Annotated in this window: 26 protein-coding genes; 23 read left to right on the top strand and 3 right to left on the bottom strand. The window is 38.2% G+C overall.

Features of this window, described 5'->3' with window-relative positions; genetic code table 11:
- Window positions 1–65 precede the first annotated feature (65 nt).
- Genes IEV74_RS05900 through spoVM form a run of 6 tightly spaced genes read left to right on the top strand, consistent with a single transcriptional unit; the run spans window position 66 to window position 5,211 of the window.
- The gene (locus IEV74_RS05900; RefSeq protein ID WP_188454438.1) at window positions 66–827 is read left to right on the top strand and encodes a Stp1/IreP family PP2C-type Ser/Thr phosphatase; all 762 of its coding nucleotides are present in this window, start codon (window positions 66–68) and stop codon (window positions 825–827) included.
- On the top strand, window positions 821–2,884 hold the full coding sequence (gene pknB, locus IEV74_RS05895; RefSeq protein ID WP_188454437.1) for a Stk1 family PASTA domain-containing Ser/Thr kinase: 2,064 nt from the start codon (window positions 821–823) through the stop codon (window positions 2,882–2,884). The genes IEV74_RS05900 and pknB overlap by 7 nt, the downstream gene beginning before the upstream one ends.
- Window positions 2,885–3,766, top strand: coding sequence for a ribosome small subunit-dependent GTPase A (rsgA, locus tag IEV74_RS05890; RefSeq protein WP_188454436.1), 882 nt, complete (start codon window positions 2,885–2,887; stop codon window positions 3,764–3,766).
- 2 nt (window positions 3,767–3,768) lie between these two features.
- Window positions 3,769–4,425, top strand: coding sequence for a ribulose-phosphate 3-epimerase (gene rpe / locus IEV74_RS05885; RefSeq protein WP_188454435.1), 657 nt, complete (start codon window positions 3,769–3,771; stop codon window positions 4,423–4,425).
- A 3-nt stretch (window positions 4,426–4,428) separates the two neighbouring features.
- Window positions 4,429–5,097, top strand: a complete 669-nt coding sequence (locus tag IEV74_RS05880) for a thiamine diphosphokinase (RefSeq protein ID WP_188454434.1) — start codon at window positions 4,429–4,431, stop codon at window positions 5,095–5,097.
- A gap of 3 nt (window positions 5,098–5,100) precedes the next feature.
- The gene (spoVM, locus tag IEV74_RS05875; protein WP_229683073.1) at window positions 5,101–5,211 is read left to right on the top strand and encodes a stage V sporulation protein SpoVM; all 111 of its coding nucleotides are present in this window, start codon (window positions 5,101–5,103) and stop codon (window positions 5,209–5,211) included.
- A gap of 147 nt (window positions 5,212–5,358) precedes the next feature.
- On the opposite strand, the gene rpmB is transcribed toward spoVM, so the two are convergent.
- A complete protein-coding gene (gene rpmB, locus IEV74_RS05870) occupies window positions 5,359–5,547 on the bottom strand; it encodes a 50S ribosomal protein L28 (RefSeq protein WP_188454433.1) in 189 nt (62 codons plus the stop codon).
- A 282-nt stretch (window positions 5,548–5,829) separates the two neighbouring features.
- Between rpmB and IEV74_RS05865 the strand changes: the two genes are divergently transcribed.
- The gene (locus IEV74_RS05865) at window positions 5,830–6,192 is read left to right on the top strand and encodes an Asp23/Gls24 family envelope stress response protein (protein WP_188454432.1); all 363 of its coding nucleotides are present in this window, start codon (window positions 5,830–5,832) and stop codon (window positions 6,190–6,192) included.
- Between the two features lie 36 nt (window positions 6,193–6,228).
- Window positions 6,229–7,890 carry a DAK2 domain-containing protein gene (gene fakA, locus IEV74_RS05860; protein WP_188454431.1) on the top strand — a complete coding sequence of 554 codons (1,662 nt, stop codon included), beginning with the start codon at window positions 6,229–6,231 and terminating at the stop codon, window positions 7,888–7,890.
- A gap of 218 nt (window positions 7,891–8,108) precedes the next feature.
- Here the strand turns inward: fakA and IEV74_RS05855 are convergent, their stop codons facing one another.
- Complete coding sequence (locus tag IEV74_RS05855) at window positions 8,109–9,395, bottom strand: NCS2 family permease (RefSeq protein ID WP_188454430.1); 1,287 nt, start codon at window positions 9,393–9,395, stop codon at window positions 8,109–8,111.
- A gap of 138 nt (window positions 9,396–9,533) precedes the next feature.
- Between IEV74_RS05855 and sdaAB the strand changes: the two genes are divergently transcribed.
- From sdaAB to rnc, 9 genes are all read left to right on the top strand, one after another.
- The gene (gene sdaAB / locus IEV74_RS05850; protein WP_188454429.1) at window positions 9,534–10,196 is read left to right on the top strand and encodes an L-serine ammonia-lyase, iron-sulfur-dependent subunit beta; all 663 of its coding nucleotides are present in this window, start codon (window positions 9,534–9,536) and stop codon (window positions 10,194–10,196) included.
- A gap of 37 nt (window positions 10,197–10,233) precedes the next feature.
- A complete protein-coding gene (gene sdaAA / locus IEV74_RS05845) occupies window positions 10,234–11,118 on the top strand; it encodes an L-serine ammonia-lyase, iron-sulfur-dependent, subunit alpha (protein ID WP_188454428.1) in 885 nt (294 codons plus the stop codon).
- 6 nt (window positions 11,119–11,124) lie between these two features.
- The gene (gene recG / locus IEV74_RS05840) at window positions 11,125–13,158 is read left to right on the top strand and encodes an ATP-dependent DNA helicase RecG (protein ID WP_188454427.1); all 2,034 of its coding nucleotides are present in this window, start codon (window positions 11,125–11,127) and stop codon (window positions 13,156–13,158) included.
- Window positions 13,159–13,337: 179 nt separating this feature from the next.
- The gene (gene fapR / locus IEV74_RS05835) at window positions 13,338–13,931 is read left to right on the top strand and encodes a transcription factor FapR (protein ID WP_188454426.1); all 594 of its coding nucleotides are present in this window, start codon (window positions 13,338–13,340) and stop codon (window positions 13,929–13,931) included.
- A complete protein-coding gene (gene plsX, locus IEV74_RS05830; RefSeq protein ID WP_188454425.1) occupies window positions 13,915–14,922 on the top strand; it encodes a phosphate acyltransferase PlsX in 1,008 nt (335 codons plus the stop codon). Before fapR ends, plsX begins: the two co-directional genes overlap by 17 nt.
- A complete protein-coding gene (gene fabD, locus IEV74_RS05825) occupies window positions 14,919–15,860 on the top strand; it encodes an ACP S-malonyltransferase (RefSeq protein WP_188454424.1) in 942 nt (313 codons plus the stop codon). The genes plsX and fabD overlap by 4 nt, the downstream gene beginning before the upstream one ends.
- 1 nt (window position 15,861) lies before the next feature.
- Window positions 15,862–16,602 carry a 3-oxoacyl-[acyl-carrier-protein] reductase gene (gene fabG, locus IEV74_RS05820; RefSeq protein WP_188454423.1) on the top strand — a complete coding sequence of 247 codons (741 nt, stop codon included), beginning with the start codon at window positions 15,862–15,864 and terminating at the stop codon, window positions 16,600–16,602.
- 123 nt (window positions 16,603–16,725) lie between these two features.
- Window positions 16,726–16,962 (top strand): acyl carrier protein, encoded by a 237-nt coding sequence (acpP, locus tag IEV74_RS05815; RefSeq protein ID WP_099158063.1) that lies wholly within the window; start codon window positions 16,726–16,728, stop codon window positions 16,960–16,962.
- A 243-nt stretch (window positions 16,963–17,205) separates the two neighbouring features.
- Entirely contained in the window at window positions 17,206–17,889 is a 684-nt protein-coding gene (rnc, locus tag IEV74_RS05810; protein ID WP_188454422.1) for a ribonuclease III, read from the top strand.
- A gap of 62 nt (window positions 17,890–17,951) precedes the next feature.
- On the opposite strand, the gene IEV74_RS05805 is transcribed toward rnc, so the two are convergent.
- The gene (locus IEV74_RS05805; protein ID WP_188454421.1) at window positions 17,952–18,176 is read right to left on the bottom strand and encodes a DUF1128 domain-containing protein; all 225 of its coding nucleotides are present in this window, start codon (window positions 18,174–18,176) and stop codon (window positions 17,952–17,954) included.
- A gap of 333 nt (window positions 18,177–18,509) precedes the next feature.
- On the opposite strand from IEV74_RS05805, the gene smc reads away from it, so the two are divergent.
- The 6 genes from smc (at window position 18,510) to IEV74_RS05775 (ending at window position 25,507) form a co-directional block, all read left to right on the top strand.
- A complete protein-coding gene (gene smc / locus IEV74_RS05800; protein WP_188454420.1) occupies window positions 18,510–22,076 on the top strand; it encodes a chromosome segregation protein SMC in 3,567 nt (1,188 codons plus the stop codon).
- 18 nt (window positions 22,077–22,094) lie between these two features.
- Window positions 22,095–23,090, top strand: a complete 996-nt coding sequence (gene ftsY / locus IEV74_RS05795; protein WP_188454419.1) for a signal recognition particle-docking protein FtsY — start codon at window positions 22,095–22,097, stop codon at window positions 23,088–23,090.
- A gap of 56 nt (window positions 23,091–23,146) precedes the next feature.
- Complete coding sequence (locus tag IEV74_RS05790; RefSeq protein WP_188454418.1) at window positions 23,147–23,476, top strand: putative DNA-binding protein; 330 nt, start codon at window positions 23,147–23,149, stop codon at window positions 23,474–23,476.
- Window positions 23,477–23,489: 13 nt separating this feature from the next.
- Entirely contained in the window at window positions 23,490–24,833 is a 1,344-nt protein-coding gene (gene ffh / locus IEV74_RS05785) for a signal recognition particle protein (protein WP_188454417.1), read from the top strand.
- Between the two features lie 162 nt (window positions 24,834–24,995).
- The gene (rpsP, locus tag IEV74_RS05780; protein ID WP_188454416.1) at window positions 24,996–25,265 is read left to right on the top strand and encodes a 30S ribosomal protein S16; all 270 of its coding nucleotides are present in this window, start codon (window positions 24,996–24,998) and stop codon (window positions 25,263–25,265) included.
- Between the two features lie 14 nt (window positions 25,266–25,279).
- Entirely contained in the window at window positions 25,280–25,507 is a 228-nt protein-coding gene (locus tag IEV74_RS05775; protein ID WP_188454415.1) for a KH domain-containing protein, read from the top strand.
- Window positions 25,508–25,560: the final 53 nt, after the last annotated feature.

Here is a 25,560-nt window from a genome sequence, read left to right as displayed (position 1 = left end):
TCGTGTAATAATAGAGTTAAATTGGATAAACGGGTGGTTATCTGCTGTTTTTAAGGGGTGAAAGAATGATAGGTAAATTTCTAACGGATCGTGGTCAGATCCGGAGTCATAATGAAGACGCCGGGGGGATATTTTTTAATCAAGATGGACAGTTTCTAGCGATCATTGCTGATGGTATGGGGGGCCATCAGGCTGGGGATGTGGCGAGTGAAATGGCAACATCAGTTATTCAAAAGAAATGGATTGATAGCAATAAGCTGCATTCACCGGAAGAAACCGAGGAATGGCTGACGAAAACTGTGCTGGAAATGAATAAAACGATCTATGACCACGCATTGCAAAAAGAGGAATGTAATGGAATGGGTACGACTGCAGTAATTGCTATTTGTACAGATGAATTTGTCACAACTGCACACATTGGTGACAGTCGTATTTATATGCTTAACGAAAGCGGGTTTAGTCAAGTAACGGAAGACCATTCATTAGTTAATGAATTAGTGCGATCGGGACAAATAACAAAGGAAGATGCAGAACATCATCCTAGAAAAAATTTAATTTTAAAGGCACTGGGTACGGAGGAAAATGTAGCTGCCGATATACAATCTATTGGCTGGGAGCTTGGGGATAAACTGCTGTTATGCTCCGACGGATTAACAAATAAAGTTTCTGATGAAAATCTTTTTAATTTCCTTAAATTAGATTCCGATATCAATGAGACAGCGCAAAAAATGGTCGATTTAGCAAATGAATTAGGAGGCGAGGATAATATTTCCCTCGTTATCGTTCAGCATGATGCTCCCAAGAAAGAAGGTGAAACATCGTGTTAAAAGGACACCTGTTAAATGAGCGGTATCGCATTAAAGAAACGATTGGCGGCGGCGGTATGGCCAATGTATACTTAGCTAATGATATTATTTTAGATCGTGACGTTGCGATAAAAGTACTGCGCCTGGAATATGCAAACGATGACGAATTTATTGCCCGGTTTGACCGCGAAGCACAATCAGCAACAAGTCTTTCACATCCAAATATTGTCAATATTTATGACGTTGGTGAAGAAGACCATTATTTATATATGGTAATGGAATATGTTGACGGAATGACATTGAAGGAATACATACAAAAATACGGACCGATTGAGGTTCAGGAATCATTGGATATTATGAAGCAAATCACTTCTGCCATTGCACATGCACATGCTAATGATATCGTGCATCGTGACATAAAGCCGCAGAATATTTTAATTGATACATATGGTCAGGTTAAGGTTACCGATTTTGGAATAGCTGTTGCTTTAAGTGCGACATCATTGACGCAGACCAATTCCATTTTAGGATCTGTTCACTATTTGTCACCCGAACAAGCACGAGGCGGAATGGCTACGAAAAAATCGGACATCTATTCGCTTGGTATCGTTCTGTTCGAATTGTTAACTGCACGATTGCCATTTTCAGGTCAATCGCCAGTATCAATCGCGCTAAAACATTTGCAAAACGATACACCATCCGTAAGAAGGTTTAACCAGGATGTACCACAAAGTGTTGAAAATGTTGTCCTAAAAGCAACAGCAAAGGATCCTTTTCACAGATATGAAACGGTTTATGAAATGGAAGATGCACTTGAAACAGCATTGGATCCAAGTAAATTGAATGAAGAAAAATATGCTCCACCAGTTGAAATCGGCGAGGAAACAAAAGCGATTCCAATCATTACAGATAATCAAATGCAGCAGCACACCAATCAAAACACGATAGTACACCATACGAATGGCAATACACAAAAATATGCAGGCGATCAGGATGAACAACCAGTGAAAGCTAAAAAGAATAAAAAAATTAAAAAGAAAGATAAAAAAAAGAAAAATAAAAGTAAGAAGAAAAAGTGGATCATTATACTTGTGGTCTTATTTATGCTGCTTGCAACGGGTATTGCTGCATTATTTGTATTACCAGATTTATTGCAGCCCGCTGAGGTTGATGTTCCAGATGTAGCTAATATGGAGTATGAGGATGCAGTGAACGAATTAGAGTCGGTTAAATTAAAACCTGAAAAAGAGGTGATTCCTTCCGAGGATGTTGAAGAAGGTATTGTGATAAAAACTAATCCGCGATTCGGAAAAACTGTGAAAGAAGGATCAAAGGTTACCGTTTTTGTGAGTTCGGGTAAGGAAAAAGTTGCTTTTCCAGATTACCTTGGAGATGACTTCAGTCAGGTTGAAAGGTTACTGGAAGAAGCAGGGTACGATGAAATAATTCCAATCGAAAAATTTTCGGATAAGCAGGTAGGAGAAATTATTACTCAAATACAGCCTGCACCCGATACAGAAGTTGTACCTAGTGAAACGAAGGTGATTTTTGAAATAAGCAAGGGTCCTGAGTTAGTTTCATTAGACAATCTCAAAGGAATGACTAAAGACGAAGCTGAAGATTATTTAGAAAGCAATAACCTTAAAATGAATGCTATCGAAGAGAATTCTGATGATACCCCTAAAGGTGAGGTAATCAGACAAGAGCCAGGTCCAAACGCAGAGCTTGAGGAAGGTTCTACTGTTGATGTGTATATCTCCATTGGACCTAAGGAGAAGCCGCCTAAATCACATTCGGTAACGTTCACTGTACCATATAAGGAACCTGAGCAGCCAGAAGAGTCTGATGATCAGGATCAGCAGCAGGAAGACGAGAAGCCAAAACAACAAGCAGTCAGAATATATATTGAGGATGCAAACAACGATATATCTGATGTTTTTAAAGAGGATACAATAACAGAAGATACAGATTATACGATTACATTAACAATTGCCCCGGGAGAAACTGCTCAGTATAAGGTGATTCGTGACGATGAAACAATTATTGATAAGAAGGTTCCGTACGGAGAGGGTGAATAAATGGCAGAGGGCAGAATAATCAAAGCATTAAGCGGATTTTATTATGTTCAGACAAAAGATAAAATATACCAATGCCGTGGCCGTGGTGTTTTTCGAAATAAAAACATCACGCCGCTTGTTGGAGACTATGTAACTTTTGATGAAAGTAATCCTGATGAGGGGTATATCCAGGAGATTAATTCTAGAACAAATGAGTTAGTACGGCCGCCTATAGCAAATATTGACCAGGCAATTATTGTGAGTTCTGTAGTTACACCTGAATTCAGTACATTATTGTTAGATCGGTTTCTAGTTTTAATTGAGTCAAAGGATATAAAACCAGTTATATTTATTACAAAAATGGATGTCATTACAGATGAACAAGTAAAGCAAATTGAAGGTTATGAAAAAATTTATCGGGAAATCGGTTATCCTGTTGAATTGCTATCGTCAAAAAGAGCGAGTGAATTAACCGGGCTGGAACATTATTTTACTGACAAAATATCTGTATTTGCTGGACAGTCCGGTGTAGGAAAATCTTCATTATTAAATGCACTAAAACCATCACTGCTGTTAAAAACGGGTGATGTCTCAAAAAGCCTTGGAAGAGGAAAGCATACTACTAGGCATGTAGAATTAGTCAAGATTAACGGCGGTTTGGTGGCAGATACACCTGGATTCAGCTCGCTGGAATTTAATGAAATAGTGATGGAAGAGTTAACAGACTGCTTCCCGGAAATGCGTGAACGAAAAGAAAGCTGTAAATTTCGAGGATGTATGCATCATAAAGAGCCTAAATGTGCAATTAAGCAGGCTGTTGATCAAGGAGAAATTGCACATTTTAGATATGAGCATTATCTAACCTTCTTAGAGGAGATTCAAAATAGAAAGCCGAGGTATTAATTATGACAAAAATAGCACCATCAATCTTATCAGCAGATTTTTCAAAACTAGGAGAAGAAATTAAGGATGTTGAACGCGGTGGAGCAGCGTATATCCATGTTGATGTAATGGATGGGCATTTTGTGCCAAACATTACGATCGGGCCGCTCATTGTAGAAGCAATCAGACCAGTAACAGCATTGCCGCTTGATGTCCATTTAATGATTAAAAATCCGGATGCCTATATTCCAATGTTTGCAAGTGCTGGGGCAGATATTATAACCGTTCATCAGGAAACGTGCCCACACCTGCATCGAACACTGCAATTAATAAAAGATCAACATGTAAAAGCAGGTGTTGTCATCAATCCAGCCACTCCAGCTGAGATGATTAAAGAAGTTTTGCCTGAGGTAGATTTAGTGTTGTTAATGACAGTCAATCCTGGATTTGGTGGACAATCATTTATTCAGAGTGTTATTAAAAAGGTAGAAAAAATCAATGCATGGAGAAAAGAATTAGGGCTATCATTCGAAATTGAAATTGATGGCGGAGTCAATGTCAATACTGCTAAGCTATGTACAGATGCTGGAGCAGATGTATTGGTTGCAGGTAGTGCGGTATTTAATAAAGAAGACCGTGGACAGGCAATAAAAGCTATTATGCAAGCAGCACAGGGGTAAATAATGACTGCGATTGCGATTGTAGGAAATGGACCGATAGAATTACTTCCAGATTTAACGTTGTACCGGGAGATCATAGATTTATGGATCGGGGCCGATCGTGGGGCGTATACATTAGTTGAAAATCAAATTATCCCGGATTACGCGGTTGGTGACTTTGATTCCATCAGTGTACATGAAAAAGAACAGATCCAGAAGTATGCTAGAAATTTTTCGGAATATCCAGCGGAAAAAGATCAGACTGATTTAGAAATTGCTATTTTAAAAGCATATGAATTAAATCCTGACACAATTTATTTATTAGGTGTGACTGGTGGAAGAATAGATCATGAACTGATAAATATACAAACGCTTTATTCCATAAATAAAAATAATATTAAGGGAATTATTGCAGACAAAAATAATCAGCTTGAAATGGTGAACCCAGGTAAATATCAAATTACGTTTAATGAAAACTACCCAAATATCTCATTTGTCCCATTTACCGAAAATATAGAGGGGTTAACATTAGAAGGTTTTTATTATCCTCTAGCTGATCAGACTATTTCTTGGGGTTCTACTCTTTGTATATCAAACAAGCTTCTTTTAAAAAATGGTACTTTTTCATTTAGCAAAGGCATATTATTACTAATAAAGAGTCGTGATGCCACAGATGAAACGATTCCAAAGTAAGCTGTGTTTGTATTTAGAGGAGGGGACTCATTGAAATTTTATACGATTAAGCTCCCAAGGGTAATTGGCGGATTTGTTCGAGTTGTAATTGGTGTGTTTAAGAAAGATAAATAGGATAATGCTTGCTTTTGTCAAATTAATTGGCAGAAGCTCATTTTTTTGTTGCCAGAGCACGTATATTTAATAGTATATTAAAAAAGCACCCAAATAGGGTGCTTTTGATTTACCATGCCAAAGCAACAGCTTTGATGGAACGATAACTTATACGCGCTCAACTTTACCAGATTTAAGTCCACGTGCGGAAACATAAACACGTTTAGGTTTCCCGTCTACCATAATACGAACTTTTTGTACATTAGCTTTCCAATTACGTTTATTGGAATTCATAGCGTGAGAGCGTTGATTTCCACTGCGAGTTTTACGTCCAGTAACAACACATTTTCTAGCCATGGTATCCCTCCTTACTCTTAACATGCGTCAATTATTACTAATACAATTTATCACAACTGCCGCTAGAATGCAATTGCTTTTTGATTTATGGCGATTTAGATTACGCTTGTCGCAGCTGAACAAGCCCGTTTCGCTTTTGATTTTATAAAGTGAAAATGCTTGACAGTTTAGTTAGTTTCGTCCATTGTTATAATGGGTTATGTGTGAAATAGAGTGCTTTTAAAACTGATTTGTTTGTAGTAAACTATCCTTATAATTAGTGGGTATAGAAGGAGGATAATGATGTCCATTGAACTTAATACGAATGATGGTCATGTAACAATTACAAATGATGTTATTGCAACTATTGCCGGAGGTGCAGCAATTGAGTGTTACGGCATTGTCGGAATGGCCTCTAAAAGCCAGATAAAAGATGGTATTGCTGAAATTTTGAGAAAAGAAAACTTTTCAAGAGGCGTCGTAGTAAGACAAGATGGTGATAGTCTTCATATTGATATGTATATTATTGTAAGCTATGGTACCAAAATATCAGAAATAGCACATAACGTTCAATCTCAAGTCAAATACACACTAAATAAAACATTAGGATTATCGATTGGCTCTGTAAATATTTATATACAGGGGGTTCGGGTAGCGAAGGAATAACCTTTGCTAGTTTCGGTCAAGAAGGAGGAAGAAGTAGTGACGGTACGAACGTTAGATGGCAGGACGTTTGCACAAATGGTACTCTCAGGAGCACACCATTTAACGAATAATGCTAAGAAAATTGACGCACTTAATGTATTTCCGGTTCCGGATGGAGATACAGGTACAAATATGAATTTATCGATGACCTCTGGTGCCAAAGAGGTAAAGAATACAAAAACCGATCATGTATCAGAAGTTGCACAGGCTTTTGCAAAAGGTTTGCTAATGGGTGCCAGGGGAAATTCCGGGGTAATTCTATCACAGTTATTTCGAGGCTTTGCAAAGGGTACAGAGAAAAAGCATGAATTAACAGTTAAGGACCTGGCAGAAGCTTTAGACAGCGGTGTCGCTACAGCCTATAAAGCTGTAATGAAACCTGTGGAAGGTACGATTTTAACGGTTGCAAAAGATGCCGCAAAAATTGCTGTAAAAGAAGCGAAGCGGGAAAATGATGTAATTGTATTCATGGAAAAAGTATTAAAAGAGGCAAAAGCTTCATTAAAGCGCACACCAGATTTACTTCCTGTATTAAAGGAAGTCGGTGTGGTTGACTCTGGCGGACAGGGCTTGGTCACGATTTACGAAGGATTTCTAGCGGCATTAAAAGGCGAGGAACTTCCTGAGGATGCTAGTGATGTTGGAATGGATGAAATGGTAAATGCAGAACATCATAAAATTGCTCAGGACTTTATGAATACTTCTGATATCGAATTTGGCTATTGTACAGAATTTATGGTTAAATTTGAAAAAGAAAAAGTGGATGAGAATCCTTTTAGTGAGGAAGATTTTCGCAATGAATTAAGTGACCACGGCGATTCTTTATTAGTAGTGGCAGATGATGAGATTGTAAAAGTTCATGTCCATGCAGAATACCCCGGTTCAGTTCTGACAATTGGCCAGCGTTACGGCAGTCTGATAAACATGAAGATTGAAAATATGCGTGAACAGCATACCTCAATCGTTGGTGAAAAAGAGGCGAAGCCGGAATTAAAAGAAAAAGCTGAATATGCAATTGTGACAGTTGCAATGGGCAGTGGCTTGAAGGCATTGCTTGAAAGTCTCGGAGCTACAGTAGTAATTGAGGGTGGTCAGACAATGAACCCTAGCACACAAGATATTTCTGATGCAATTAAAGAGGCAAACGCTAAAAATGTACTGATATTACCGAATAACAAGAACATTATTATGGCTGCTGATCAAGCAGCGGATTTGGCAGAAGAAAACGTACAAGTTGTTCCGACTAAAACAATTCCACAGGGTATTAGTGCAATGCTTGCATTCCATCCAGATGCAGGTATAAGCGAAAACAAAGAAGCAATGGATCAAGCAAGATCACAAGTTAAAACTGGACAGGTTACATATGCTGTTCGTGATACACAAATTGATGGCATTACGATCGAAAACGGTAACTTCATGGGTATCGCTGATGGCAAAATTAAAGCGACACATCAGGACAAATTTGAAGCAGTAAAAGCACTGCTCGCTGAGATGATTACAGAGGACGATGAAATTCTAACCATTTTGTATGGGGAAGATGTAAATGACGAAGAAGCAAAAGAACTGGTTGATTTTGTTGAAGAAACATATGCGGATGTAGAGGTTGAACTCCACAATGGGAATCAGCCGATCTATTCATATATCTTTTCAGTTGAATAGTAGTATTGAAACAAAGGCCGCATCACCTACTGATACGGCCTGCGAAATCGAAGAGCATCGCAAAATGTAATACTTACGTCGCAGTTTACGGACAATTCGCAGTAGGGATTACGAATAACCAAAAAAAAGAGAAATCCGAACTATACAATTCAAATAGAAGAATTTATAGTTCGGATTTCTCTTTGACTAAAATACTTTCGACCCAGTCACTACCAATCTTATAACCCTGCAATCTTCATTAAAAAATCAAATAAAAACAGCGATGAAATAACGATTAATGCTGTTGATAATTCCTTTTGTTTTCCAAGGGCAATCTTTACAATTGGATAAGCAATAAAACCAAAGGCCATTCCATCAGCAATGCTGTACGTAAACGGAATCATCACAGCAATTAAAAATGCAGGCAATGCTTCCGATAAATCATCGAGTGATATATGGCGGATATTCTGTGCCATTAACACTCCAACAATGATTAAAATCGGACTAATAGCTGTGTTCGGAATCATTGAAATCCAGGGAATAATAAAGAGCGTTGCTAAAAACAGTATACCTGCTGTAATAGCCGCTTTACCTGTTTTTCCCTTAGACGCAATTACAGCTGCGTTTTCTGCCGCTGAAACTGTAGGTGATGTACCTAAAAAGGCGCATATCAGCGATGAAAAGGCGGTAACTTGATATGATTTGCTATAACTGTTATCCCGCTTAAGCATTTGAAGCTGTCCATTTAATAATCCCATATTTTCAAAAATAAGGATCATTGCTAAAGGGAATATCGCGAGCCAAAACGACAAATCATCTAGTGCTGTAAACGATGGAATCCACATAAACTCATTCAGATGAACAGTCAGATTGCCATTTCCATAATCAAGAACGCCAAAAATATACGCAAGCACTGTTCCGCCAATCATTGTAATCAAAAAGTTTGCAGGGACATTTTTAATAAATAAAAATATCGCCAAAAATAATGTCAGCAAACTAACGATAAACGTTGGGGAAGTGAAATCACCAATTGCAATAATGGTGTGCTCTCCACTTACAACGAGCCCGCTTTTCTCTAAACCGATTAAAATTAAGAAAAAACCTAAGCCTACTGTAATTGCATGCTTTAAGGAACCAGGGATTGCTTCCTTTAACAGAATTCCTAACTTAGTGAATGCTGTAATTAGAAAGATGACAGAAGCGATTAATACAACTGCCAATCCCTCTTGAAAGGTCAGCCCTGTTCCTTCAACGATTGAATAGGCAAAAAGCGCGTTGATTCCCATTCCTGGAATTAAAATTAATGGCAGCTTAGCAAACAGTCCCATAAGAATTGTGCCGACAAAGCTTGCTAGAATAGTAGCGATCATTCCACTTTCAAGTGAAACCCCCGCCTCGTTAAGAATCGATCCATTTACAACAACAATGTATACCGTTGTAAGGTAACCAACCAATCCAGCAATAATTTCCGTACGCCATTTACCTTTTTCAACATCTGGTATCGCATTATTACCGTTATAAGGCATATTATCTCCTCATAATTCTTTCTATCCCTCTCCCACCCGATTATAAATAATCCACAAATGATTATTATAGAGGTTTTTGTTATAATTGACAATAGAGCAATATAAGAGTAAACGATTACAAAAAAAGAAGGTGTTCATATGAAATATAATTCTGTATTTGATATTATTGGTCCAGTAATGATAGGACCTTCTAGTTCACATACTGCAGGTGCTGCAAGAATTGGAAAAGCAGCACGCAATTTATTTGGAGAAGAGCCAAAATGGGCAAGGATTTATTTATATGAATCATTTGCTAAAACATATAAAGGACACGGTACAGATTTTGCTTTAGTAGGCGGACTGCTAGGGTTTGATACGGATGACCCTCGTATGAGCAAGGCACTGGATATAGCAAAGAATAAAAATATGGATGTTGAATTTATCGAAGAATCAGCAGGGACGAATCACCCCAATACTGCCCGGTTAATTATTGGTAATGATACGGATGAAATTGAGTTGGTTGGCATATCTATTGGTGGTGGAAAAGTTGAAATTACGGAGTTAAACGGATTTGAACTGCGCTTATCAGGTAATCATCCAGCGATCCTGATAATGCATAACGATCGCTTTGGTGCAATTGCTTCCGTTACAAAAATACTAGCAAAATACGAAATTAATATTGGTCATATGGAAGTCAATCGTAAAGATGTTGGGAAAGAAGCGTTAATGGTTATTGAGGTTGACCAAAATGTAGATGATACAGTTTTAAAAGAGTTAGAGAGTGCCGATCATATAATTCAAATTGCAAAAATTGTAAGTTAGTTACTAGATTAGCAAGCACCTAGAAAGGAGTTTTCATATGTTTCGTACTGTAAAAGAATTGGTAGAAATTGCGGAATCTGAAAATATATTAATATCTGAGGTAATGATACGTCAGGAAATGGATGTCAAAAACCTATCGCGTGAGGAAGTTTACGCGCAAATGGAAAAAAATTTAAATGTAATGGAGAAGGCTGTAGAGGATGGACTTAAAGGTGTAAAGTCTGTAACCGGATTAACTGGCGGGGATGCCGTATTAATCCAGAACTACATGAAAGAAAAAACACCATTATCTGGTAATTTGATGATGGATGCTGTGAGCAAGGCAATGGGAACAAATGAAGTAAATGCTGCAATGGGAACGATTTGTGCAACTCCTACAGCAGGAAGTGCGGGATGTGTGCCAGGGACATTGTTCGCAGTGAAAAATCAATTAAATCCAACGCGCGACCAAATGATTCGATATTTATTCACTTCAGGTGCATTCGGCTTTGTTGTTGCGAACAACGCATTCATTTCTGGTGCAGCTGGCGGCTGTCAAGCAGAGGTTGGTTCAGCTGGAGCAATGGCTTCTGCAGCGATTGTTGAAATGGCAGGCGGGACACCACAGCAATGCGCGGATGCATTTGCAATCACATTAAAAAACATGCTGGGATTAGTTTGTGATCCTGTAGCGGGATTAGTAGAGGTACCATGTGTAAAACGCAATGCGGCGGGATCTTCACTTGCTATTGTATCTGCTGACATGGCTCTAGCGGGAGTGACAAGCAGAATTCCATGTGATGAAGTGATTGGCGCAATGTATCGTATTGGAAAACAAATGCCATCCGTTTTGAGGGAAACTGGTGAAGGAGGACTTGCCGCCACACCAACCGGTCAAGCGTTAAAAGAAAAAATATTTGGAATGTCAGTATCGAAAGAGTGATTCAAAATGCTTAGTGATTCAATTGAAAATGTCAAAGGTGTTGGCGAAAAATTTGCTCTGGAGCTAGAGGATATTAACATCTATACTGTCCACGATTTACTGTTTTATTTTCCCTACCGATATGATGTTTATGAAATTAAGCCACTTAGTGAGTTAATTCATGATGATAAAGTTACCATTGAGGGAAGGTTAGTGAACATGCCTTCCCTTACTTTTTATGGAAAGAAAAAATCTCGTCTTACCTTTACAGTCGAGGTGGAAAATGTTGCGATTAAAGCAGTGATGTTCAACCGCGCTTTTGCTAAAAAACAGCTAAACATGCATGATGTTGTCACATTAACGGGTAAATGGGATGCGCATCGTTTGCAAATCACGGTCAGTAATTATAAAAAAGGACCGGCAGAAAATCACGATGCAATACAACCGATGTATTCCCTAAAAGGCAATATCACGAATATCAAATTAAAAAAATCAATTACAAGTGCATTAAAAGATTATGGAAATCAAATACAGGAAATTTTGCCATTGAGCTATTTAACTGCTTACAAATTACCCACTCGCCGGGATGCTTTAGCAACAATGCATTTTCCAAAAAATCGTTTATTACTTAAACATGCACGTAGAAGATTTACATATGAAGAATTTCTGTTATTTCAGCTTAAAATGCAATTGTTGCGCAAGCTTAAAAGAGAGTCTACACAAGGTAACGCACAATCCTATGATCCAGCCATGGTACAAAATTTTATTCAAACTTTTCCATTCCCATTAACAAATGCTCAAAATCGTTCATTGGGTCAGATTTTGTCTGATATGAAATCGCCATACAGAATGAACAGGCTATTGCAGGGGGATGTTGGATCAGGGAAAACAGCAGTAGCAGCAATTGCTTTATATGCATCCATTACCGCTGGAAAACAAGGTGCCTTGATGGTTCCAACAGAAATATTAGCGGAACAGCATTATCAATCATTAAAGGCGTTATTCGGTGATAGGGCAAAAATCGTTCTGTTAACAGGTTCTGTAAAAGGAAAAAAACGACGGGAAATTTTAACTGCGGTTGAAGCACAAGAGGCAGATATTGTTGTTGGAACACATGCATTAATTCAAGATGATGTTAATTTCTGTGATTTAGGTTTTTCAATCGTTGATGAGCAGCATCGTTTTGGTGTTGAACAACGTCGAATATTGCGTGACAAAGGTCTTAATCCGGATGTTTTGTTCATGACAGCAACACCTATCCCGCGAACATTAGCCATTACAGCGTTTGGGGATATGGATGTATCCGTTATTGACGAAATGCCATCTGGCAGAAAAGAAATTGAAACATATTGGACGAAAGAAAATACGCTTGACCGTGTATTGCATTTTATCGAAAAACAAGTTTCTGCTGGCGAACAGGCATATGTCATTTGTCCGCTCATTGAGGAATCCGACAAATTGGATATTCAAAATGCGATTGATTTGTTCCACCAGCTCGAAGAATTTTATCCCCCGACAGTGAATGTTGGTTTAATGCACGGAAGACTTTCTGCAGATGAAAAAGAGGGTGTGATGAAGCAGTTTGCGGCAAACGAGATACAAGTGCTTGTTTCTACTACTGTTGTTGAGGTTGGTGTAAATGTACCGAATGCAACCATAATGGTCATTTACGATGCAGAAAGATTCGGCCTATCCCAATTGCATCAATTAAGGGGAAGGGTTGGACGAGGTGATAAGCAAAGCTATTGTATATTAATTGCTGATCCAAAAGGTGAAGTTGGTAAGGAAAGAATGAGGATCATGACAGAAACAAATAACGGTTTTGAATTATCGGAACAGGATTTAAAACTGCGTGGTCCAGGAGATTTTTTTGGAAAGAAACAAAGCGGAATTCCGGAATTCAAAGTAGCTGATATGATTCATGATTATCGTGCGTTAGAAACGGCACGGAATGATGCACAAGAAATTATTGAAACAAACATGCTTGAGGAGAATGAAGAATTTCATAATTTGCGTGTTCTACTTGAGAATGACTCCTTCTTTAAAGAAAAACTTGATTAAAAGATTCTTGCATATTCAGGAGTGCTATTATATATTACTATTAGTACCAAGTCATAAGAATTACATTTGCGTTTCTTAGGTGCAGGAAGCAAGAAGTCAGGGTGGCAGAAATCGGTGAGTTAGCTGTATTCTATATTTGAAACCACCCATTACATTTGGATCCAGTGGACGGTGCCATAATGAAAATAACTAAAGTTGAGCGTCAGCGTTTATTAAAAGAAACTATTGAACATACACCATTTATAACGGATGAGGAATTAGCAAAAATTTTTTCAGTTAGTATACAAACCATTCGTCTTGATCGGATGGAGCTTGCAATTCCAGAGCTCCGGGAACGGATTAAGTCTGTTGCAACCTTTCAGTGGAATGAAACGGTTAAGGCATTGCCATTAGATGAGGTCATTGGTGAAATCATCGATCTGGAATTAGATCAAAGAGCAATTTCCATTTTAGTTATTAAAAAAGAGCATGTTTTTTCAAGAAATAATATTGCCAGGGGACATCATATATTTGCCCAGGCGAACTCACTTGCTGTTGCAGTAATTGATGATGAACTAGCATTAACAGCTAAATCAGAGTTGAAATTTACAAGACAGGTTAAACAAGGAGAACGTGTTGTAGCAAAGGCATTTGTTGAAGAAGTAAACGATAACGGTTTGACAACTGTCCGTGTCGACAGTTTGGTTAATAATGAAATAGTCTTTACCGGAATGTTTCATATGTTTCGTTCAAATGAACTAAGAGGGGGCAGTCAGCATGAGAATAGCAATTGATGCCATGGGAGGTGACCATGCTCCAAAGGAAATTGTGTTTGGTGCAATGGATGCGATTGAGAGAATTGGCAATTTGCAGTTAACATTAATTGGTGATGAAGCGAAAATTAAACCTCTATTAACGAATTCTAAAAATATCGATATTATTCATACAGACGAGATGATTACTGGAGAAGATGAACCAGTTAGAGCCGTGCGCCGCAAGAAAAATTCCTCCCTTGTTTTAATGGCAAATGAAGTGAAGAAAGGCAAGGCAGATGCCTGTATTTCTGCAGGGAATACTGGTGCTCTCATGAGTGCAGGTTTATTTGTTGTCGGAAGGATTCCAGGAATAGATAGGCCCGCACTTAGCCCAACATTGCCAACGATCGATGAAAAAGGGTTTTTATTGTTAGATGTTGGAGCAAATGTGGACGCAAAAGCACATCATCTTGTTCAATATGCAATTATGGGATCTATTTATACTGAAAAAGTACGTTCAATTAAAAATCCAACAGTTGGACTATTAAATGTTGGAACAGAGGACGGTAAAGGGAACGATCTTACAAAAAAAGCATTTACAAAGTTAAAGGAAGCACCGATAAATTTTATCGGCAATGTTGAAGCCCGAGATTTACTGGATGGCGCAGCGGATGTTGTTGTCACAGATGGATTTAGCGGGAATGTAGCTTTAAAAACAATTGAAGGTACGGCGATGACTATGTTTTCCATGCTAAAGCAAACTTTCATGTCGTCCATTAAGACTAAAATTGCTGCGGGTATCGTAAAAAGTGATCTAAAGGGGCTCCAGGGTAAACTGGATTATTCTGAATATGGCGGAGCTGGTTTGTTTGGACTTGCTGCACCAGTTATAAAAGCTCATGGGTCATCAAACCGGCGAGCAATATATAATGCTATCAAACAGGCATGTCACATGATTGAACATAATGTAACAGATACGATTAAAACTACTGTAGAATCAATCGAAACGGAAGAGAGGGAAGAACAATGAAACGTGTAGCATTTATGTTCCCTGGACAGGGATCACAAGCAGTTGGAATGGGAAAAGCTTTTTATGATAATTACCCGGATGTAAAAGAACTCTATCAGGAAGCTGATAAACTATTGGATTTTTCATTAACAAATCTGATGTTCGATGGTCCAAAGGAAAAGCTGACGGAAACCGAAAACGCACAACCGGCACTATTATTGTCAAGTATTGCTGTACATACATTGCTATTAAAAGAACAAATTCAGCCGGTTATGGCAGTTGGGCACAGTCTTGGGGAGTATAGTGCTTTAGTAGCAGCAGGTGCATTGTCATTTGAAGATGCGATACCATTAGTGGCAGCACGAGGAAAATTAATGGAGGAGGCATTCCCATCTGGTAAAGGGTCGATGGCTGCAGTATTGGGATTGAAACAAGAACAAATTGAAACTGCATTACAGGGCATGGAATCGGATGAAATTGTTGACCTTGCCAATTTAAATTGTCCAGGGCAAATTGTCATTTCAGGAACAAAAGAGGGTATTGAACAAGCAATACCTGTATTAAAAGATGCTGGTGCAAAACGTGTATTACCATTAAACGTAAGCGGTCCATTCCACTCGCGTTTAATGAAATCTGCAAATGAAAAGTTTGCTAGAAAGCTTGACGAGGTTGATGTAAACGAAGCTAGTATTCCAGTTTACGCCAATGTAACGGCATCTCCTGTTACGGATAACGATGAAATAAAGGACTTATTAATTAAACAATTGTATTCTCCTGTCCGTTTTGAAGAATCGATTGAAAACATGCTTGATGAAGGTGTTGATGCATTTGTTGAAGTTGGCAATGGAAAAGTATTAAGTGGCTTAGTGAAAAAAATCAGCCGCAGAACACAGACATTTGCAATTCAAGATCAGGAATCGATGGATGCGTTTATTAAGTGGTTTAAGGAGGAATCCTAAAATGTTGCAAGGTAAAAATGCTATCGTTACAGGTGCTTCACGGGGAATTGGCAGGGCAATTGCTTTAGAATTAGCTAAACAAGGTGCCAATGTTGCCGTCAATTATGCTGGAAGTGAGACAAAGGCACAGGCAGTAGTAGAGGAAATCGAGCAGCTAGGTGTTAAAGCTTTTAAGGTTCAGGCTGATGTTGCAAATGAATCCAGTGTAAAAGACATGGTTAAACAAGTGATCAATGAATTCGGAAGCCTCGATATTTTAGTTAATAATGCTGGTATTACTAGGGACAACCTTTTAATGCGGATGAAAGAAGAAGAATTCGATCAAGTTATTAACACGAATTTAAAAGGTGTTTTCGTTTGTACAAAAGCTGTAACGAGACATATGATGAAACAAAGAAATGGTAAAATCGTAAATGTTGCGTCAATTGTTGGTGTAAGCGGCAATCCTGGGCAAGCAAATTATGTCGCCGCAAAAGCAGGGGTTATTGGACTTACAAAATCCACCGCTAAAGAATTAGCCACACGCAATATATACGTGAATGCTGTTGCACCAGGATTTATCTCGACGGACATGACGGATGAATTAACTGATGAACAACGAGAGGGAATGCTTTCAATGATCCCGCTGGAAAAATTAGGAGACCCGGAAGATGTAGCTAAAGTAGTTCGATTCCTTGCATCGGATGATTCAAATTATATTACTGGACAAACTATTCATGTAGATGGTGGAATGGTAATGTAAAAATGAAAAGCGGAAGACACAAGTCGCCTGAGCACTGGAGCTAGCCAAATGAAAAGCGAATCAGGCTAGAAAGTGGTGGCAGGTGTTGAAAACATCCAGTACTTTGAAAGGAGGTGAAGTATAGTGGCAGACGTATTTGATCGTGTAAAAGATATTATCGTTGATCGCCTTGATGTCGAAGAATCTAAAGTAACAATGGAAGCATCTTTTAAGGATGACCTTGAAGCGGATTCATTAGATGTTGTTGAACTTGTTATGGAGCTTGAAGACGAATTTGACATGGAAATTGCTGACGAAGATGCTGAAAAAATTAATACAGTTGGTGATGCTGTTAATTACATAAACAGTACACAGTCCTAATACAAAAGCGGAGCGGGCTTGCCTAGCGGCGAAAAGCATTGACTAGGGACCGTAGAGCGTACGGGTTTGGAGCTCGAAGTATCCATGTCTATGCTTGTAGCCGCTAGCCCGCGCGGAGCTAGATGTGACTACAATAATATCTCATTGTAATTATATTAATATGAAAGTCTCGCTATAAGCGGGGCTTTCGATATATTTTTGTATGAAAGAACTTAACTCAAATGACAGAGTAGGTGACACAATATGGATGTTGCACGACTAGAAAAACAACTGGATATCAAGTTTAATAACCATGACTTGATTAAGCAGGCTTTCACACATTCATCTTATGTGAATGAGCATCGGGCAGAAACATTTTCGGATAATGAAAGATTGGAGTTTTTAGGTGATGCTGTATTGGAATTAGGCGTTTCGCAATACTTGTATCGGAACAATCCAAATATGGCTGAAGGAGAAATGACCAAATTACGCGCATCAATTGTATGTGAGCCATCACTAAATAACTTTGCACGTGATTTACAATTTGGTGATTACCTTTTGCTTGGCAAGGGTGAGGAACAGACTGGTGGACGAACGAGACCAGCTCTACTTGCAGATGCATTTGAAGCATTTCTTGGGGCGTTGTATTTGGATCAAGGTTTTGACGTTTCATTACAATTTCTTACTAATTATGTTTTTCCGAAAATCAGTACAGGTGCTTTTTCGCATGCGATGGATTATAAAACGCAGCTGCAGGAATTCGTTCAGCAGTATCGAAACGCAACAATTGAATATAACATAGTAAATGAGAATGGCCCTTCTCACGACAGGGAATTTGTTTCACAAGTATTAATTAAAGGTAAAGTCTCTGGTAAAGGAATTGGCCGTACAAAGAAAGAAGCAGAACAGCGTGCAGCAAAACAGGCGTTAGATACATTTAATGATTAATTTTAAAGAATAGAAAAAGACTGTATTTCCCAATGTGACAAAAACAGTCTTTTTCTAAATTATTATGCCTTTCTTACTGACCGCAGCTCATCAATAAATGCTTGTGTCTCTGAAGCACTTAGGCGACCCTTTTGCTTAATCATATCATACATGAATTTCAACTCTTCATATTTAGCAAGATCATAATCTTCTGGATCCATGATGGTTCGGTTTACGACATCTAATCGTTCGGCCATTTCATCGAGAATAATTTTTAAATTTTCTTGTGAAGGATTTTCTAATCCCATGTGGACACCTCTCTTTTTTTAAACAAGAAAAGATTCTATGTATTATACCCCTAATCAATCCCTGCTCTTCTTTTGATACATTGTTTATGATAAAATAAATGCGGTAAAAAGCCAAATTTATCTTGCCATAGCGACCAGTAAGATCCCTTGGGTAACGTTTCAAGGAATGATTCAGGGAAAAAATAGGTATCTACTGCCTTATAGTCGCCTGTATCGTTCAACAGCAATTACAGTGGCGGTAGAGACACTCCATTGATTTCTACCTATTTTGGCTTTATAAATGGACGGCGGTTTGTGTCAGGTGCACTAGGCGCAAATGATAGGAGAATGTATATGTATTTAAAACGATTAGAAAGTGTGGGCTTTAAGTCCTTTGCAGAACGTATAAATGTGGATTTTGTTCCAGGAGTTACTGCAGTGGTTGGTCCAAATGGGAGCGGAAAGAGCAATATTACTGATGCGTTGCGCTGGGTGCTCGGCGAACAATCAGCAAGATCATTGCGCGGGTCGAAAATGGAGGATATTATTTTTCAAGGCAGTGATTCAAGAAAGCAGTTAAATGTTGCTGAGGTTACCATTGTTTTGGATAACTCGGACAATGCTGTGCCCCTTGATTACGAAGAAGTTAGTGTAACAAGACGTGTATACCGTTCCGGTGATAGTGAATTTTATATTAATAAACAATCATGCCGGTTAAAGGATATAGTCGATTTGTTTATGGATTCGGGATTAGGTCGTGAGGCTTTTTCTATTATTAGCCAAGGGAAGGTAGAGGAAATATTAAGTTCTAAGGCGGAAGAACGCCGAACGATATTTGAAGAAGCGGCTGGTGTACTAAAATATAAACAGCGTAAAAAAAAGGCAGAGTATAAACTTGCTGAAACACAAGAGAATTTAAATAGAGTGGAAGATATCATCCATGAAATTGAACAGCAAATTGATCCACTGGAGCAGCAGGCTGAAACGGCGAAGGAATACCAAGAACTGAAGGAGCAATTGAAAGATCAGGAAATATCTTTGCTTATTACTGAAATTGAACAGCTTCATGAAGAATGGAAGTTATTATTAGCAAGTATTGAAAAAGAAAAAATGACTGAAATTGAATTAAAAACCACAATACAGCAAAAAGAAGCAATGCTTGAAAATGAGCGACAGCACATTCAGAACCTTGATGAACAAATTGAAGCATTACAAACAGAATTATTGACCCTGACACAGGAGCTGGAACAGCATGAAGGTAAAAAGCGGGTTTTAAATGAACGAATAAAACACTATGCTGAAAATAAAACAGAATTAGAAGCACAAAAAGAAGAAGCTTCAGCTAGAATTGAAAGGCTAAAGGCAGATCTAAAAGAAGAAGAAGCGAAGTTAGCAGATAGTAGAGCAAAACGAAATGAAACGAAACAAAACGTAGAGCATATAGAAGCAAAACTGACAACAGAAAAAGAAAACATTGCTGACCAGATTGAGGAATTAAAAGCAGAATATATCGAGTATCTAAACAATCAAGCAGCAAAACGAAATGAGAAGCAATCAATTGGACAGCAATTGCAGCAAATTAAAATGAAAAGGGATAGGCAATCACAAAAATTTAGTGGTCTTTTAGCTGCTAGGGAAGAATTAGACAGCAAACAAGTACAAACAAATGAATCTCTAGTAAAACAAGTGCAGCTTTATCAAGAAAATGAATCAACTCTTAAGGGGTTAAAAGGTGATCTAGATCACAACAGAAAACATTTTCAAGAGTCACAAACAAAGCTATATCAAGGTTATCAATATTTAGAGAAGCTAAAATCGAAAAAAGAAATGCTCGAAGAAATGAAAGAGGATTTTCAAGGATTCTTTTATGGTGTTAAAGAGGTGCTAAAAGCTAGGCAAGAGCAAAAACTTAACGCTATCCATGGTGCTGTTATAGAACTTGTTGATGTGCCAAAGGATTACATAACAGCTATAGAAACAGTTTTAGGTGGACAAGCACAGCACATTGTAGTACAAGACGATATGGCGGCACGTAAAGCAATTACCTGGCTAAAACAGAATAATAAGGGGCGTGCAACTTTTTTACCGCTGGGTTCGATTCAGCCAAGGTATATAACGAAAGATGTTTTGGCGAAGGTTGAAAATCATCATGGATTTATAGGTATTGCTGCAAACTTAATCAAATGTAATGAAAAATATCAAAAGGCAATTGATCATTTAATGGGGCACGTGGTAATTGCTAAAACATTAAAAGATGCGAATGAAATTGCTGGAATCGTCATGCGGAGGTACCGTATCGTTACGTTAGAGGGAGATGTCGTAAACCCTGGCGGATCAATGTCTGGAGGAGCCCAGAAGAAAACAAATCAATCCCTGTTTACGCGTGATAAGGATTTACAGGACACTACAAAAAAGCTAGACGAATTCCAAAAAAAAGCTGCAGCATTTGAAAATACAGTGAAAGAACAAAAGCTAACGATTGAAAAGCAGGAAGCTCAATTAGAAACACAGCAAAATGAATTGACTTATGAACAGCAGTCATTACAAAAACTGCAATCAGAACTTAATGAAATAGAATTGAAACAAGGGCAATTGAATGAAAATCTCACAATATACGATCAGGAAAAAAAGCAATATGATTCAGATACAAATGAATTGCAAAGTCGGGATGCAAAGCTTGCAGAAGAATTAAACGATATTGACTGCCAACTGACAGCAATTCAAAAACAAATTGATGAACTAAGTAAGCAGGATACACAGTTTAAGGAGAATCAGGAGCAACTGCAGCATGATTTTCATCAATATCAAGTTACATTAGCAGAACAGGAAGAACGTGTAAAAAATCAACGTGAGAAAACAAACGGGCTACAATCGCAGCTAGATGAACAAAATGAACATTATAATCAGGTTACACAAAGACTTGCGGAATTAATGGATCTTAATCAAAATGAAGTAACGGAAGAGGAAATAAACGAACAAATTAAAACGAAGCAAGCGGCTAAAGAAAAAATTACAGGCGAAATTCAACAAAAACGTACAGACAGAACTGGGCGGACACAGTTAATAAAAGATCAAGAGCGTGAATTAAAAGAAGAGAATAAAAAACACCAGACACATATGCAAGCAATTCAAACAAAAGAGGTAAAGGCCAATCGCTTAGATGTCGATCTGGAAAATCGTCTTACACACTTACAAGAAGAGTATACATTGACGTTTGAACGTGCAAAAGAAACATATGATAAGGCTAGGGATACCGAACAGGCGAAAAACATCGTCATACAGATAAAACAAAAAATTGAACGTCTGGGTACTGTCAATCTTGGAGCAATTGACGAATATGAGCGTGTTTCAGAAAGATACACCTTTTTGACTGATCAAAGAGATGATCTAGTTCAAGCAAAACAAACGCTTCACACTGTCATCTCTGAAATGGATGTTGAAATGGAAAACCGTTTTGAAACAACTTTTTCAGCAATTAAGGCTGAATTTGAAATTGTGTTTAAAGAATTATTTGGCGGCGGTCGTGCAGAATTGAAGTTAACCGATCCGAAAAATCTGCTGGAAACAGGTGTCGACATTGTTGCTGAACCACCAGGTAAAAAACTGCAGCACTTAGGCTTATTGTCAGGCGGAGAACGAGCATTAACCGCAATAGCTTTGTTATTTGCGATTTTACGTGTTCGCCCTGTACCTTTCTGCGTGCTTGATGAAGTAGAAGCAGCACTCGACGAGGCGAACGTTGCTCGGTTTGCTAAATATGTAAAAGTCTATAGTGAAAACACACAATTCATTGTGATTACGCACCGAAAAGGTACAATGGAAGAAGCAGATGTGTTATATGGTGTAACAATGCAGGAGTCAGGTGTTTCACGACTGGTTTCTGTTCGCCTGGAAGATACCAAAGAATTAGTTAAAGCATAAGTGAAGGGGTAGAATGTAATGGGTTTCATGGATAAATTGAAAAACAAATTCAAACAAAATGACAATGAAGAGGTATCAACAAAATATAAGGAAGGTATGGCAAAGACGAGAAATTCATTTTCCGGAAAAATTAACGATCTTATTGCCCGCTACCGAAAAGTGGATGAGGATTTCTTTGAAGAGTTAGAAGAAGTGTTAATTTCTGCAGATGTCGGTGTTACAACTGTGATGGATTTAATTGATGAATTAAAGATGGAAGTAAAGCGCAGAAATATTAAGGATACTAAAGAAGTAAAAGAAGTTATTTCCGAGAAGCTTGTTGAAATATACTACGGTGACGATGATGAAGAGATTGAAGAATTAAATATCCAGGATAACGATTTATCTGTTATTTTGGTTGTCGGAGTAAATGGAGTTGGTAAGACAACTTCGATTGGGAAAATAGCACATAAATTAAAACAAGAAGGCAAGAAAGTAGTGCTAGCAGCTGGTGATACGTTTCGGGCAGGTGCTATTGAACAGCTTGAAGTATGGGGAGAACGTGCTGAGGTTGATGTAATTAAGCAAAGCGCTGGGAGTGATCCCGCCGCCGTTATTTTTGATGGCATAAAAGCAGCCAAATCACGGGGAGCCGATGTCCTCTTATGTGATACTGCAGGAAGGCTGCAAAATAAAGTAAACTTAATGAATGAGCTTGCTAAAGTTAAACGGGTAATTGAAAAAGAAATTCCCGGGGCACCACATGAAGTTTTACTCGTTTTAGATGCAACTACAGGTCAAAATGCGATGAGCCAGGCTAAAACATTCTCAGAAGCAACCAATGTTTCCGGGATTGTATTAACCAAGCTTGACGGTACTGCAAAAGGCGGTATTGTCCTTGCGATTCGTAATGAATTAAATATTCCTGTGAAATATGTAGGACTTGGCGAACAAGTTGGCGATTTACAAGAATTTAATGCACATGCTTTTGTATATGGTTTGTTTGCTGATCTGCTTGAAGAAAGTGATGAATAATGATACTATAATTTGTAAAGGTATTTCACTTAACACGTTAATAAGGGGTGGAAGGGTTGCTGGACAAGACAACGCGAATCAATTATTTATTCGATTTTTATCAAGCATTATTAACCCCTAAGCAACGAAGCTACATGGAAATGTATTATTTAGAGGATTATTCACTTGGTGAGATATCCGAATTATCGCAAGTGTCGAGACAAGCTGTATATGATAATATTAAACGTACAGAGTCTATGCTTGATTCTTATGAAAAGAAATTGCACTTATATGAAAAATTCGAGCAAAGAACAAATCTGCTGGAAAAGATTGAACAATCATTAGCAGAAGATAAGTCTAGTATTGAATTAATAAGAATGATAAATCAATTAAAAGAATTAGATTAGGGGGACACCTTCTATGGCATTTGAAGGCCTGGCCGACCGCCTGCAAAGTACGATTAAAAAAATAACCGGCAAAGGTAAAGTTAGTGAACAAGACGTTAAAGAAATGACACGTGAGGTTCGTCTTGCTTTACTTGAGGCTGATGTAAACTTTAAGGTTGTTAAGGATTTAATAAAACGAATTAAAGAACGTGCTGTTGGGCAGGAAGTAATGGAAAGTCTTACACCTGGACAACAGGTTATTAAAGTTGTAAAAGAAGAATTAACCGAACTTATGGGCGGTGAGCAAAGCAAAATTGCGGTTGCCGATCGTTCCCCGACTGTTATTATGATGGTCGGTTTACAAGGTGCAGGTAAAACAACAACCACAGGCAAACTTGCAAATTTACTGCGAAAAAAACATAATCGTTCACCTTTACTTGCAGCATGTGATGTTTATCGTCCCGCTGCAATACAGCAATTAGAAACCCTTGGGACACAATTAAATATGCCGGTGTTTTCAATGGGCACTGAAGCAAATCCGGTTGACATTGCGACAAAAGCAATTGAGAAGGCTAAAGAGGAACACAATGATTATGTAATTATTGATACAGCTGGTCGTTTACACATTGATAACGAACTAATGGACGAGCTGCAAAACATTAAATCTTCGGTAAAACCTGATGAGATTTTCTTAGTAGTCGATTCTATGACTGGTCAGGACGCAGTCAACGTTGCAGAAAGCTTTAACGAACAGCTTGATATTACGGGTGTTGTATTGACTAAACTTGATGGTGACACGCGTGGTGGTGCTGCATTATCCATTAAAGCAGTAACCGACAAACCGATTAAATTTGCGGGGATGGGTGAGAAGTTAGACCAATTGGAGGCATTTCATCCAGAACGCATGGCATCGCGGATTCTTGGCATGGGTGATGTATTATCATTAATAGAAAAAGCTCAAACAACTGTGGATGAAAAGCAAGCGAAGGCGCTGGAGGAAAAAATGCGGACAGCATCATTCACCTTTGATGACTTTCTGGAGCAAATGGGTCAAGTGAAGAAAATGGGTCCATTGGAAGACATTTTATCCATGATTCCTGGTGCAGGAAAAATGAAAGGTTTGAAAAATGCCCAGATTGATGAAAAACAGCTTTCACACGTCGAGGCAATTATTCAATCCATGACAAAAAAAGAGCGTCAGGAACCTGACATTATGAATGCTAGCCGTAAAAAGCGCATTGCGAAAGGCTCTGGAACCTCGGTATCAGAGGTCAATCGCTTGCTTAAACAATTTGGCGAAATGAAGAAAATGATGAAACAAATGACCAGCATGCAAAAAGGAAAAAAAGGTAAAGGGATGAAGTTTCCTTTTATGTAAATCAGGAGCCGGCACTGGATGTGTTTAAAGCTGCTCCGCCAGTTACATTAGGGTAGCCTTTAAATTAAAATTTCGTTGTAATGTAAAAACACTTTACAGACATACAAGTTTCTGTTAGAATCTAAACTTGTGATAAACATTATTATTGGAGGTGCAAGAAACATGGCTGTTAAAATCCGTTTGAAACGTATGGGATCTAAAAGAAACCCATTTTATCGTATTGTTGTAGCTGATTCACGTTCACCGCGTGACGGACGTCAGATCGAACAAATCGGAACATATAACCCGGTAGTAAACCCGGTTGAAGTTAAGATTGATGAAGAAAAGGCGCTTAACTGGATGACAAATGGTGCGAAACCTAGTGATACAGTTCGCAACCTTTTCTCTAAACAAGGCATCATGAAAAAATTCCACGACCAAAAAAATCAGTAAAGTAGTGTGATATCATGAAAGCCCTTATTGAATCAATTGTTACACCGCTTGTCGATCATCCAGACGATATTGTTGTAACAGAAACAGAAGAAGAAACAAAAATCGTTTATCATCTTACTGTGAATCAAAATGATGTAGGTAAGGTTATTGGCAAGAATGGTCGTATCGCTAAAGCAATCCGCACAGTTGTCTATGCAGCTAAATCGGATGCTAACAAACGAATTTATTTGGATATTATGTAAAGGGAGAGGGGATACCTTTCCCTTTTTACACATGATTATAGAATAATAATGCT

This window comes from Virgibacillus oceani, assembly GCF_014638995.1.
In the GTDB taxonomy this organism is placed as follows: domain Bacteria; phylum Bacillota; class Bacilli; order Bacillales; family Amphibacillaceae; genus Virgibacillus_E; species Virgibacillus_E oceani.
The sequence above is the reverse complement of the archived record's forward strand: the minus strand, read 5'-3'. Positions and strand labels throughout refer to the sequence as shown.